This window comes from Hymenobacter aranciens (genome assembly GCF_030580865.1).
Taxonomy (GTDB): Bacteria; Bacteroidota; Bacteroidia; order Cytophagales; family Hymenobacteraceae; genus Hymenobacter; species Hymenobacter aranciens.
Genome location: NZ_JAUQSY010000004.1, coordinates 150,807 through 163,458, shown reverse-complemented (window position 1 = coordinate 163,458; position 12,652 = coordinate 150,807). Strand labels below are relative to the sequence as shown.

Below are 12,652 nucleotides of genomic sequence, written 5' to 3'. Positions count from 1 at the left end.
TCACAAAAAAAGCCGCTCATCGAGCGGCTTTTTTTGTGACTGCTGGGGCCGAAAAGAGCCTACATGCCAGCGTGTTTCTGGGAATTAGCCAAGTGCTGCTGCACCACCGGCAGGGTTTTGCCGATGAAGCCTTTCAGGTCGGCGTCCTGCGTCATTTTCTCGTGGGCCATCATGGTGTTGGCCGTTTTCTGGTGGTCGGTTACCATCTGGGCCATGTACTTATCCTCGAAGGCCTTACCCGACAGCTTCTCCATTTCCGGAGCCATGGCCTTGTGCTCGGCATCCATGTCGGCGGGCAGGGCGACACCTTTTTTGGCGGCGATAACCTTCAGGTCGGCCGTCGATTTGGTGTGGTCGGCAATCATCTTTTCGGCGTGCTCTTTCACCATGCCGGTTACGCCTTTAGCCAGAGCCATTTTGCTTTGCTGGATTTCATTCTGGTCGCTGTGTGCGGCCGATTTCATGAATTCCTCGTCGGTGGCATGCGGAGCGGTGGGGCCATTTGGGTCGCCCATGCCGGTGGCCGCCGCCCCGGTGGAGTCGGCCATATCCATGCCCGTATGGTCGCCGGCCGGGGCGGTCATAGTGGTATCAGCAGCCGTATTATCGGCTGTGGTGGTGTCGCGGGTGTTGTCGCCGCAGCTGGCCAGCGAAACCAGCACAGCGGCGGAGAGAGGTAGGAGGAAGCGTTTCATTACTTGAAAAGGAGTTTGGTGTAGGCATGCGCTTACGTCGCTCCTCTAATAAAGTTCTGAAAAGCAAATGGATGAGCTTACTTGCCGGCTTTGATATCCGCCTCAATTTTCTTCACCATTTCCAAGTGGTGCTGTAGCACGGGCACCGTCTTTTGAGCCAGCGTCCGGATATCGGGGTCAGCAGCTTTAGTAGCCGCTTCCGAAAAAAGCTTAATGTCCTCCTCGTGGTCCTGCCGCATCTCGCGGATGTACACGCGGTCGAAGTTGGCGGCGGTTTTTTCTTCCACGTCCTTGTACACGTCCTGCTGGTCGTTACCCATCATGGTGGGCAGGGTGATGTGCTTGCGCTGGGCTAGGCCCATCAGCTCGGCGTTGGCCTGCGAGTGGTCAGTCACCATCTGCTGGGCAAAAGCTTTGGCGTCGGCCCGGGTGCCGCGCTTCAGCACCAGCTTGCCCAATTCTACTTCCAGCATGCCGCCGCTGGCCGCTTTGGTCAGGAATTCGGAGTCGTAATCGGCTTTTTTCTCGGCACTTTCGGGCAAATTTGCTTCGTTGCGGGCTTCGTTGACTTTCTGGGCGTTTTCGACCGAGTCGGAGTTGCCGTCGGTGCAGGCCGTGAGGCTGCCTAGCAGGCCAGCGGTGGCGAGGAATAAAGAAAGAGTTTTCATGGGAAGAAAGGTATGCGGCTGAAAGAATGCCCGAAAGATGGTGCGTTGGCGCGGCCAAACGCTATGTTGCGGCTATACGCCGGGCCGGAAGGCGGGTTGTATTGCCGAGTTCGGCGAAAACTTTTACCCCTTGGCTTAAACCCCAACGCGGCATCGCTCTCCAACGGCCACAACCCGCAAAAATTCCCGCTAACTTTCCTTCACCACTCCCACGCCATGCGCACCCTCGCCACCCGCTCCCTGCTCCTGACTGCCCTGGCCGGCAGCCTGTTTCTCACCGCCTGCAACAAGCACGACGACGCCTCGCCCACCGACGACATCGCCACCGCCGAAGACCAGAGCGAGGCCAACATCGAAAACGCCATCAGCACCGAAGCTGTGCAGGCCGCCGCTCCCACCGACCCCGAAGCCCGCAACTCGCCCTACCTCACCACCGACGAGCAGTTTCGTATTAAGTTCGGCAGCTGCGCAACCCGCACCTACGACTTTGAAAACCGCCTACTCACCATCGACTTTGGTCCCACCAACTGCCTCTGCGCCGATGGCCGTTACCGCCGCGGTAAAATCCTGGTGCAGTTCATGACGGCCACGCCCAGCCGCCGCGCCGGCGCCACCGTCACCCGCCAGGACTATTACGTGAACGACAACCAGCACACCGCCACCCGCATTTTCATCGACCTCGGCAACGGCTCCTTCTCGGTCGATGTGCCCAGCGCCAGCATCATCCGCGCCAACAACGGCGGCACCCACTCCTGGACCGCCCACTGGGAATTCCAGCGCACCGCCGGCTACGGCACGCCCCAGGTTTCGGATGACGTATTCAGCGTAACTGGCTACTCCAACGGTACCAACCGCCGCAATGTGGGTTACAGCTCCACCATTCAGACGCCCCTCATCAAGCGCGGCGACTGCCCCAAGTACTACGTGGCCGGCATCCTGAGCATGAGTAATACCAACGGCAAAACGATGACCCTGAACTATGACCCCAGCGGTAACCAAGCCTGCGATAAAACGGCTACCGTGACCGTCAACGGCCGCACCCGAACCATCACGCTTCGCTAAGCACGGCTTGACACAGAGTTTTTGGATTCTATGGATTTTGAGGACTCAATAGTCGGAAAAGCCGGAAAAGTAAAGGCCACCCAACCGGGTGGCCTTTGAATTTTCAGTCGTCCACAAAATCCGCAGAATCCGAAAAATCCGGCGGAATCCGTGGTTCAGACGCCCTTAAACACCGGTTTGCGCTTCTCCCGAAATGCCGTCACGCCCTCCTGATAATCTTCTGATTCGCCCGCAATCTGCTGGCAGTGCGCTTCGTAGTCCAGCATCTCATCCAGCGTAGCCGTGCCGGCTTTGTTCAACATCTGCTTGATGAGGCCGATGCTTTTGGTGGGGGCGCTGGCGTAGCGGGCGGCCAGCGCATAGGTCACGTCGTCGAGCTGCTCGGCGGGTACCACTTGGTTCACCAGCCCCAGGCGCAGGGCCTCGTCGGCGGGCACTTTCGAGCCCAGCGTGGCCAGCTCAAAGGCCTTGAGGCTGCCCACGGCGCGCGGCAAAAAGTACGAAGAGCCCGAGTCAGGCACCAGCCCGATATTGATGAAAATCTCAATCAGCGAAGCCGCCTCCGAGGCAATAAGTACATCACAGGCCAGCGCCAGTGAGCAGCCCGCGCCCGCCGCCACGCCATTCAGCCGCCCGATAATCGGTTTGGGCAAGCTACGCATAGCTCTGATAATGGGATTGTAGCGCTTGTGCAGCGAATCGTAGAATGAGCGTTTCTCCTGCCCCTGCGTGGCCTTCAAATCCTGGCCCGAGCAAAAGGCGCGGCCCGCCCCGGTGAGTACCACGGCCCGCACCGTGGCGTCGCGGGCCACTTGCTTCAGGGCATCCTGCAGCTCGTAGCTCAGCGGGTCGTTGAAGGCATTGAAAACCTCCGGGCGGTTGAGGGTGATGGTGGCGACGCCGTCGGGGCGCACGTCGTAGAGCAGCGAAGTGTAAGACATGCGGCGAAAGTAACGCGAAACTCCGTTTCCGCGACGAGCGCGGCGAGTATCAGACGATAGAAGCCGATTGAGCTCGTCGCAGAACCGAAGGTCAGATACGTTGACCTCCGGTCGGCATTACGTCGTCCCAAACAGCGCCTCGGCCACCAGCAAATCCTCCGGTGTCGTGATTTTCAGGTTCCGGTAATCCCCGTCCACCAGCTGCACACGGCACAAATCGTCCACCACCGTCGCATCATCGGTGAAGGAGGCCAGCTCGGGCATGGCGTAAGCGCGGCGCAGCAAATCAATCTCAAAGGTCTGCGGCGTCTGCATCAGCCGCAGGCGCTGCCGGTTCTGGGCCGCCGAGCCGTGCGGCGACACCAGCCGCACCGAATCCTTGGGCTGCACGGCGGCGGCGGCGGCAGCGTGCACGGTCGCGGCGGCGTAGGTGCGCTCAATCACGGCCGTGCTCACTAGCGGGCGCACGCCGTCGTGTACCGCCACCAGCCCCTGCGCGTGGCCCTTCAGCGCCGCCAGCCCGGCCTTCACCGAGGCCCAGCGCGTGGCACCGCCCGCCACCAGCCGGTGCGGAATGCTCACCCCAAACTCTTGGCACAGCTGCTGCCAGGTGCTCACCTGCTCGGCGGGCAGCACCACCACAATTTCGGCCACGCCCAGCGCCGGCGCGGCCAGGCGCCGTAGCGTGTGCAGCAACACCGGCTCGCCGCGCAGCAGCAGAAACTGCTTGGGCCGGTCGGCGCCCATGCGGGTGCCGCTGCCGCCCGCCACGATAATGGCGAGGCGGGGCGGTTTCTGGTTAGTAGGAGTCGGCTGTCGGAAGTCGGGCACGGCAATCAGGCGTTGTTTGGAAGCTGAAACAAAGAAAACGCCCGGCCGCTGAAAAGCAACCGGGCGTTTGGTCGGAAGTCGGACTATTGATTACGCAATGCCAACAACCAGCAAAAACTACAAAATCAACATCGCGTCGCCGTAGCTGAAGAAGCGGTATTTCTCCTGGATGGCCTCTTTGTAAGCTTTCATCAGCAGGTCGTAGCCGGCGAAGGCCGATACCAGCATGATGAGCGTGCTTTCCGGCGTGTGGAAGTTGGTCAGCAGGCAGTTGGCAATTTTGAAGTCGTGGGGCGGGAAGATGAATCGGTCGGTCCAGCCTTGCGTCGGCTTCATGCGGTTGTTGGCCGATACCGAGGCTTCCATGGCGCGGATAGTGGTGGTACCCACGGCACACACGCGCTTCTTGGCGTCGAGGGCCTTGTTGACCACCACGCAGGCTGGAGCCTCCACGATGAAGTTCTCCGAGTCCATCTTGTGCTTGGTCAGGTCCTCCACATCCACGGTGCGGTAGGTGCCCAGGCCCACGTGCAAAGTCACGGAAGCAGTTTCTATGCCTTTGATTTCCATACGCTTCATTACCTCGCGGGTGAAGTGCAGGCCGGCCGAAGGGGCGGCCACGGCACCGATGTGCTCGGCATAGATGGTCTGGTAACGCTCGCTGTCGCCGGGTTCGGTTTCGCGGTTCAGAATTTCCTTCGGAATCGGCGTCTCGCCCAGGTCGTAGAGGGCCTTGCGGAACTCCTCATCGGTGCCGTCAAACAGAAACTTAATAGTCCGGCCACGCGAAGTAGTGTTGTCAATCACCTCGGCCACCATGTCCGACTCGCCGAAATACAGCTTGTTACCCACGCGGATTTTGCGGGCCGGGTCCACCAGCACGTCCCACAGGCGCAGCTCCTTGTTGAGCTCACGCAGCAGGAAAACCTCGATTTTGGCGCCGGTTTTTTCTTTGTTGCCGTACATGCGGGCCGGAAACACCTTGGTATTGTTCATTACCAGGGTGTCGCCTTCCACGAAATAATCCAGGATATCTTTGAAATTGCGGTGCTCAATCTGGCCGGTAGCGCGGTGAACTACCATCAGACGGCTTTCGTCACGGTTTCTGGCCGGGTGCAGAGCTATAAGTTCTTGCGGGAGTTCGAACTTGAACTCAGACAGTTTCATGGCCATATGGACAATAGTTAGGGGAAGATACGGAAATTTGGGGAGGCAAAAGTACGGTTTTTTTCGCAAGTCTTCGCATTTTGCAGGATTTTTACAGGAAGCAACAGCTGTTGAACGGCCCGTAATAGCTGTCATGCTGAGCGTAGTGAACCCAAAGGTCAGCGCAGCTCAGCCCCTCTCCTGCGGTAATAACTTCTATCAGTAAGATTAGTTACTCGGGCGAGAGGCTGGGCTGCGCTGACCTTTGGGTTCACTACGCTCAGCATGCTGTTCTTTCATGAAGGTAGGCTCCTTTCCCCGACCTTTGCATCACTTCCGCCCGTCGCTCCTTCAGCTATGCAAACGCTCCGCCTGACTTTCGAAAGTTTTATCTTTGCTTGGGATGCGCTAAAATCCAATATTCTGCGCACGATACTGTCGCTGCTGGGCGTCACGGTGGGCATCTTCGCCATCATCGCCATTTTTGCCGTCGTCGATTCGCTGGAATCCAGCGTGCGCCACAGCATGGACTTTGTGGGCGACAAGGTGATTTACGTTGCCAAATGGCCCTGGACCTTCGGTCCTGATTATCCCTGGTGGAAATATTTCAACCGCCCCGTGCCCACCGTGCGCGAGTTTCACGAACTGCAGCAGCGCCTCAGCGCCAATAATAAAGGCGTCGCCATCTTCGCTGCCGACGGCGGTAATACGCTCAAGTCTGGCTCCAACTCGGTGTCCGATTGTGCCTTACAGGGCGTAAGCTACGACTACCGCGCCGTGAGCAACGTGCCCATCGAGCAGGGCCGATACTTCACCACCCAGGAGATGGACGCGGCCCGGCCGGTAGCCATCATCGGCGCCGTGATTGCTGAAAACCTGTTTCCGGGCGGCAATGCGCTGGGGAGTCAGTTCAAGGCCCACGGGCAGAAATTCACAGTTATCGGGGTGATGGAGAAGGAGGGCAAGAAAATCCTCGACACGCCCAGCAACGATGCCAACTGCCTGATTCCGTTCGGCATGTTTACGAAGATGTTTGGCCTCAGTACCAATGGTATGGGTGGTCCCTCGCCTAGCCTGGCCGTAAAGGGTCGCGACGACGACCCCGGCCTGCTTGACCTCGAATACGAGATTCAAGGGGTGATGCGCAATATTCGTGGCCTCAAGCCTCGCGAGGAAGACAACTTTGCCCTCAACCGGCCCGAAATGTTCGCCTCCGCCATCGGCAAGCTGTTTGGGGTGATTGGCGTGGTGGGCGGCGTCATCGGGGGGCTGGCCATTCTGGTGGGCGGCTTTGGCATTGCCAATATCATGTTCGTGTCGGTGAGCGAGCGGACCAATATCATTGGTATTCAAAAGTCGCTGGGTGCCAAGAACTACTTCATTCTCTTTCAGTTCCTGTTCGAGGCCGTATTTCTGTGCCTGATTGGCGGGGCGGCTGGCATTTTCCTGGTGTGGCTGCTCACCAAGCTGCCGCAGGATGCGCTGCCGCTGTTCCTGTCGGCGGGCAATATGGCGCTGGGTCTGCTGATATCGGTGGGTATCGGTGTGTTAGCCGGGATTGTCCCGGCCGTGCTGGCGGCGAATCTGGACCCGGTTATTGCCATTCGGGCGAAATAACGGTAGAACGACAAACTCCCCTCCTTAAAAAGGAGGGGATGTTTTCGCGCAGCGAAAACGGGGGTGGTTTGCCCGTTCGCGCCGCCTAGACTTTTGAAATAAACAGGATTACGCCCTCATTAATAAGCGCTTGGGCGCGTCCACAAACCTTGTTTCATTTCCTTCAGTAAAAACTTTGGTAGAACCCCGACGGCGCGAAAGTCCGGCCGACGTCCAACCACCCCCGTCAAGCCTGCTGCTTGACATCCCCTCCTTGAAAAGGAGGGGAGTTTTCGTTCTCATCGCTGCATGACGCTTCCTTCCTTTTTCTCCCAAACCTTTCTCGGCAACACCTACGGCGAATACCTGCTGGCAGTGGGCGTCATCATTATAGGTTTTCTGCTGCGCAAAGTTGTATCCACCATTATCAGTAGGGTGCTGTTCTTCCTGACGCGGCGCTACACGGCCGGCGTCAGCCAGCAGGAGTTGCATGATGTGCTGATTCAGCCGCTTTCGACGCTCATGCTGGTGCTCACCTTTTACGCCGCCAGCACGGTGCTTACCTACCCACACGGCCCCGATGCGCCGGTGGGCGTGCTTCCCTGGCACCAGAAGGCGCTGGTGAAGCTGCTGAGCTTTGCCTTCATCATCGCCGCCGGGCGGGTGGCCCTGCGGCTGGTCGATTTTGCGCTGCTGGTGGTGCTGCGCCGCAATGCTCTGCACCAGACCGACGCCAATAAAAGCCGGCTCGACAGCCAGTTTCTGCCCTACACCAAGGACTTACTGAAGGTATTCATCCTCATTATTGTGGTGCTTATAATTCTGGGTGAAGTATTCGGCGTGAACGTGACGGCGCTGATAGGTGGCCTCGGCATTGGCGGGTTGGCCGTGGCCTTTGCCGCCAAGGAAAGCCTCGAAAACCTCATTGCCTCCTTCACCATTTTCCTCGACCAGCCTTTCGGCGTGGGCGACCTCGTGCAGGCTGGCGACGTGAACGGCACGGTAGAGAAAATCGGCTTCCGCAGCACCCGCCTGCGCACGGCCGAAAAAAGCTTCCTCACCGTGCCCAATAAAAGCATGATTGACAAGCCGCTGGACAACCTCTCGCAGCGCACCGCCCGTCGCGTGGGCTTCACGCTGCTCTTCGACCAGCGTACCACCAGCGACCAACTCCACGCCATCATCGCCGAGGCCGTGGCGCTGATAAAGGAGCACCCGCAGATAACCCAGGACGTGCAGATGAAATTTAACGCCCTCACGCCCTCGGGCAAGGAAGTGACGGTGCAGTATTTCATCGATACCACTAATTACGACCATTATCTGGACGTGAAGGAGGACATCAACTACCGCATCGTGGAAGTGGTGGAGCGGCAGGGTGGCTACTTCGCCAGTATTGCACCCTCTTCTAAGGCAACGGAGTAATTTCGGTGATGGGTAAACCAAAAGAAGCCGCTTTTAAAGCGGCTTCTTTTGGTACAAACGTATTGGCAGTTAGCGCCCAAACAGCCCGCCCAGCAGTCCGCCCATGCCGCTGCCGAAGAGCCCGCCGCCGCCCGCGCTACGCGGCTGCGAGCCGGCTACGCCGCCCAGCCCACCCAGCACCGACATAATCGAGCCCAGCCCGCCGCCGCCGACGTGCGAATTCTGGGCAACCTGACCGCCCCCGCCGCCCAAGCCGCCGAGCAGGCCACCCAGCAACCCGCCCATGCCGCTCTGGGCCGCGCCGCCGAGCAGGCCACCCATACCGCTGCCCAGTAGGCCGCCCATGCCGCTGCTGCTGCGGTTGGCGCCGCCCGCCACTCGCGAAATCACCATAGGAGCCACCACGCCAAGCAGGCCCGCCAGCAGGGCGCTTTTAGGAATGCCCACGTTGGACAGCTTGTCGCCGATGCCATCAAAAAAGCCTTTCTTTTCGGGGTCCGCAGCATCGTGAGGCACCTGGGCGGCCTGGTCCACTACGGTTTCCAAGGCTTGCTTCTGTTCGGGGTTGACGCCGAGGTAGGCAGCCATTTTGCCTACCATGGCTTCCTCATCGTTGGCGTAAGCGCCATCGGCGCGGGCAAAGCTGATGAGGTCGGTGATGAGCGAGAAGCGCAGGTCGCTGCCCTTAAGGGCGTCAAGATTTTGCTTCACGGTTTCGTTGGTCGAATCCTGGGCGGCGGCTACCACCTGCTGCGCGGCGCCGTCGGAAAGGCCCGCTTGCTGCGTCAGGGCCTGCAGAAACTCGGCTTCGGCGGGCGAAGCCTGGCGGTCGGCCGAAGCCAGGCTGGCAATGGCGCTGAGGTAAGCCGTTTTTTCGGCTTCGGAATAGTTTTGGAGGAGCGTAGCCATGAAGGGAAGGCGTGGTTAGGTGGAAAAAGAACTTCGTCTGTTTCAACGCAGCCCGGATAGATACGTTGCTCGCCTTGGAGCAAGAAAATTTTTAAGTTGGCTCGTGAAAATTCATTTCTTGAAAATGAAATCGTTGCTGCCTCACTCGCCAACCACGCCAACCGGTCAGCGGCGGAAAAACGAAAAAATGTTTGGCAGATAAAAAAAGTCCTCCCATCTTTGTACTCCCAAACGGCAAAAGCCAAGCGGGAAAGAGGGAGATTAGCTCAGCTGGTTCAGAGCATCTGCCTTACAAGCAGAGGGTCACTGGTTCGAACCCAGTATCTCCCACTCCTTAAAAGCCGCCACTTAGACGAAAGTTTGAGTGGCGGCTTTTACTTTTAACTTTACACAAGTTATCACGGTACCCATGGTGTTTTAGTCGACCCAGAGGTTGTGGGTTGGGCGCGAGGCTACCCTCCGTAAGCCAATGATATTACCAAGGTATTTCAACCAAGACGTGGCTATTTTGTTGAAAATCAGATGATATAATTACTGGCTCGATGGGTATGTTCTCTAATGCTGGCGTAGTCCGCTGGTGGTTTTACTGCAGTATTCTAGCTGCATGCCTCTCTGCCGTCTCTGTATGGGCGACTCCACCCGAGCGGCACTACACCATCGGCCTGTCGCAGTGCACCACCAGCGACGCTTGGCGGCAGGCCATGCTGGCCGGCATGCAAAAGGAGCTGAGCTTCTATCCCAACGTCACCTTCCGGCTTAAGGACGCCCGCGACAACAGCACCCGGCAGCAGCAGCAGATTCGGGAGTTTCTGAAAGAAGGGATTGATTTGCTGATTGTATCGGCCAACGAGGCTGAGCCCGTGACGCCCGTAGTGGAGGAAGTTTTCAACCGGGGCATCCCAGTGGTGATTCTGGACCGGCGCACCACCTCGAAGCTCTACACTGCTTACGTGGGAGGCAATAATGTAGAGGTAGGCGAAGCGGCGGGTCACTACATCGGCAGCCTGCTGCGGGGGCACGGCAACGTGCTGGAAATTCAGGGTTTGGCTGGAGCATCTCCGGCAGTAGACCGTCACCGGGGGCTCGTTAAAGCGCTGGCCAGCTACCCCGGTGTACACCAATTAACGCCCGTGCACGGCGACTGGAAGCGCCCCTCGGTGGTGCAGAACCTGCCCGCCGTGCTCAGGGCTCATCCCGAGGTGAATCTGATTTTTGCTCACAACGACCGGATGGCGCTGGGCGCCTACCAGGTATGCAAACAGTTGGGGCTGGACCACCGCGTGCGCGTCGTCGGGGTGGACGGGCTGCCGGGCCCGCACGGCGGCATTCAGTTCGTGCAGGATGGGGTGCTGACGGCCACCCTGCTCTATCCGCCGGGTGGAGAGGAGGCCATTCGCACGGCCATGAAAATTCTGCAGCACCAGCTTTATGCTAAGGAGAACGTGCTGGGCACGATGGTCATTGACTCGACCAACGCCCTGACAATGAAGATGCAGACCGAGCAGCTGGCCAACCAGCAGCAGGATATCCGCCGGCAGCAGCGGCTGCTGCAACAGCAGCGCGACACCTACGCCAGCCAGCAAACGGTGCTGTACGGGCTGGCTGTGGCACTGCTGATTGCGGCCGGACTGGGGCTGCTGGCCTGGCGCGCCCTGCGCGTCAACCGCCGCATTACGCGGGTGCTGGAAGGGCAGAACGAGGAAATCCGCTCCCAACGCAACCAGATTCAGGAGTTTGCCGAGCAGGCGCGGGTCGAAACTGAGGCTAAGTTGCGGTTTTTTACCAACTTCTCGCACGAGCTGCGCACGCCGCTCACCCTCATCCTGGGGCCGGTGGAGGAGATGCTGGCCCCCGGCAGCGACCTTTCGGCCGGGCAGCGGCACGACCTGGGGCTGGTGCGCCGCAATGCCCAGCGCCTGCTGCAGCTGGTAAACCAGCTCATGGACTTCCGCAAAATCGACGTGGGTAAGATGCCGGTGCGGGCCACGCCCGGCAACCTCGTGAGCTTCGTGCGCGAAATCATGGACCTGTTCGAGAAGCCCGTCCGGCAGCGCGGCATTAGCCTGCGCTTCCTGCCCGCCGAGCCCGCCGTAAACCTGTCCTTCGACGTGAACATTCTTGACAAGGTATTTTTTAACCTCTTGTCCAACGCCCTGAAATTCACGCGCGACCAGGGCATCATCACCGTCAGCATCGAGCCGCTGCCGGCCGAGGGCAGCGTGCGGGTGAGCGTGGAAGACACCGGGCGCGGCATTAGCGAGCAGGACCGGGCGCACATCTTCGAGTGGTTTTACCAAGGGCAGCAGCCGGGCGCGCAGGGCTCGGGCATGGGGCTGGCGCTGGCGCTGGGCCTCACCCGCTTGCACCAGGGCCAGCTCACTTTCACCACCCAAACCGGCGAGGGTAGCACCTTCGTGGTGACTTTGCCGCTGACCTTGCCCGAGGCCCTGCTGGCGCCGGCCGCCACCATAGCTGCCCCCGGCGCGGCCCTGGCCGACGACGAGCTGCCCCGACCGCTGCCCGAGCCGGCCGAAGTGGCCGAACCGGCCTTTGCCACCGGCCAGGGCCGCGACGCGCTGGTCCTCATCATCGAAGACAACCTCGAAGTCAACGCCTTCTTGGCCCAGAAGCTGCGCCCGCACTTCCAGGTGCGCACGGCCCTCGATGGCGACACCGGCCTGCGCCTAGCCGCCGAGCTAATTCCCGACCTGGTGGTGTGCGACGTGATGCTGCCCGGCCTCAGCGGCCTCGAAATCGTGGCGCGGCTAAAGGGCGATTGGCGTACCTCGCACGTTCCCATTGTGTTGCTTACCGCCCGGGGCGCGCCCGAGCAGCAGGTGGAAGGCGTGCAGGCCGGCGCCGACCTCTACCTCACCAAGCCCTTCAACCCCGCCTTCCTGCTCGAAAGCCTGCGCACCCTGCTGGCCAACCGCGCCCGGCAGCGCGAGCATTTCCGCCGCGAGCTGAGCGTGGACACCGCCACCGTGGCCCCGCCCCAGCGCGTCGACCAGAAATTCCTGGCCGACCTCACGGCCATCGTGGAGGCCAACCTCACCCGCGCCGACCTTTCGGTGGAAGACGTGGCCCGCAGTCTGGGCATCTCGCGGGTGCAGCTCTACCGCAAGGTGAAGGCTGTGCTCGGCACTGGCGTCACCGACTTTATCCAGAGCATCCGCCTCACCAAGGCCCGGCAGCTGCTGCTCGACGACTCGCTGACGATTGCGGAAGTGGCCTATCAGCTGGGCTTCTCCTCGCCCTCTTACTTTTCTACTAGTTTCAAGGGGCGGTATCAAATCTCGCCTTCCGACTATCGGGCGCTGCATATCACACCGGTGGGCTGAGCGCGGCATCTCGCCCGGCGGAACCTCACCCCCTGACCCCC

Annotated in this window: 10 protein-coding genes and 1 tRNA gene; 5 read left to right on the top strand and 6 right to left on the bottom strand. The window is 60.0% G+C overall.

All coding sequences use genetic code 11. The features are described from left to right. Positions 1-59 precede the first annotated feature (59 nt). Positions 60-695: a DUF4142 domain-containing protein gene (locus Q5H93_RS07135; protein ID WP_305005819.1), complete on the bottom strand. Its 636-nt coding sequence runs from the start codon at positions 693-695 to the stop codon at positions 60-62. Between the two features lie 77 nt (positions 696-772). Next, positions 773-1,363 carry a DUF4142 domain-containing protein gene (locus Q5H93_RS07130; RefSeq protein ID WP_305005818.1) on the bottom strand — a complete coding sequence of 197 codons (591 nt, stop codon included), beginning with the start codon at positions 1,361-1,363 and terminating at the stop codon, positions 773-775. 216 nt (positions 1,364-1,579) lie between these two features. Here Q5H93_RS07130 and Q5H93_RS07125 point away from each other — a divergent pair, with 216 nt between their 5' ends. After that, positions 1,580-2,425: a hypothetical protein gene (locus tag Q5H93_RS07125; RefSeq protein WP_305005817.1), complete on the top strand. Its 846-nt coding sequence runs from the start codon at positions 1,580-1,582 to the stop codon at positions 2,423-2,425. Between the two features lie 155 nt (positions 2,426-2,580). On the opposite strand, the gene Q5H93_RS07120 is transcribed toward Q5H93_RS07125, so the two are convergent. From Q5H93_RS07120 to queA, 3 genes are all read right to left on the bottom strand, one after another. Continuing rightward, the gene (locus Q5H93_RS07120) at positions 2,581-3,366 is read right to left on the bottom strand and encodes an enoyl-CoA hydratase-related protein (RefSeq protein ID WP_305005816.1); all 786 of its coding nucleotides are present in this window, start codon (positions 3,364-3,366) and stop codon (positions 2,581-2,583) included. 117 nt (positions 3,367-3,483) lie between these two features. Continuing rightward, a complete protein-coding gene (locus Q5H93_RS07115) occupies positions 3,484-4,197 on the bottom strand; it encodes a 2-C-methyl-D-erythritol 4-phosphate cytidylyltransferase (RefSeq protein ID WP_305005815.1) in 714 nt (237 codons plus the stop codon). 117 nt (positions 4,198-4,314) lie between these two features. Continuing rightward, positions 4,315-5,364 carry a tRNA preQ1(34) S-adenosylmethionine ribosyltransferase-isomerase QueA gene (gene queA / locus Q5H93_RS07110; RefSeq protein WP_305005814.1) on the bottom strand — a complete coding sequence of 350 codons (1,050 nt, stop codon included), beginning with the start codon at positions 5,362-5,364 and terminating at the stop codon, positions 4,315-4,317. Positions 5,365-5,700: 336 nt separating this feature from the next. On the opposite strand from queA, the gene Q5H93_RS07105 reads away from it, so the two are divergent. Continuing rightward, positions 5,701-6,960 carry an ABC transporter permease gene (locus tag Q5H93_RS07105; protein ID WP_305005813.1) on the top strand — a complete coding sequence of 420 codons (1,260 nt, stop codon included), beginning with the start codon at positions 5,701-5,703 and terminating at the stop codon, positions 6,958-6,960. Positions 6,961-7,248: 288 nt separating this feature from the next. After that, positions 7,249-8,361: a mechanosensitive ion channel family protein gene (locus Q5H93_RS07100; protein ID WP_305005812.1), complete on the top strand. Its 1,113-nt coding sequence runs from the start codon at positions 7,249-7,251 to the stop codon at positions 8,359-8,361. Positions 8,362-8,430: 69 nt separating this feature from the next. Here the strand turns inward: Q5H93_RS07100 and Q5H93_RS07095 are convergent, their stop codons facing one another. Continuing rightward, positions 8,431-9,270 (bottom strand): TerB family tellurite resistance protein, encoded by an 840-nt coding sequence (locus Q5H93_RS07095; protein ID WP_305005811.1) that lies wholly within the window; start codon positions 9,268-9,270, stop codon positions 8,431-8,433. 255 nt (positions 9,271-9,525) lie between these two features. Between Q5H93_RS07095 and Q5H93_RS07090 the strand changes: the two genes are divergently transcribed. Both Q5H93_RS07090 and Q5H93_RS07085 read left to right on the top strand, forming a co-directional pair. After that, positions 9,526-9,600, top strand: a tRNA-Val gene (locus tag Q5H93_RS07090). A gap of 218 nt (positions 9,601-9,818) precedes the next feature. Next, on the top strand, positions 9,819-12,611 hold the full coding sequence (locus Q5H93_RS07085; RefSeq protein ID WP_305005810.1) for a substrate-binding domain-containing protein: 2,793 nt from the start codon (positions 9,819-9,821) through the stop codon (positions 12,609-12,611). The last annotated feature ends 41 nt before the right edge of the window (positions 12,612-12,652 follow it).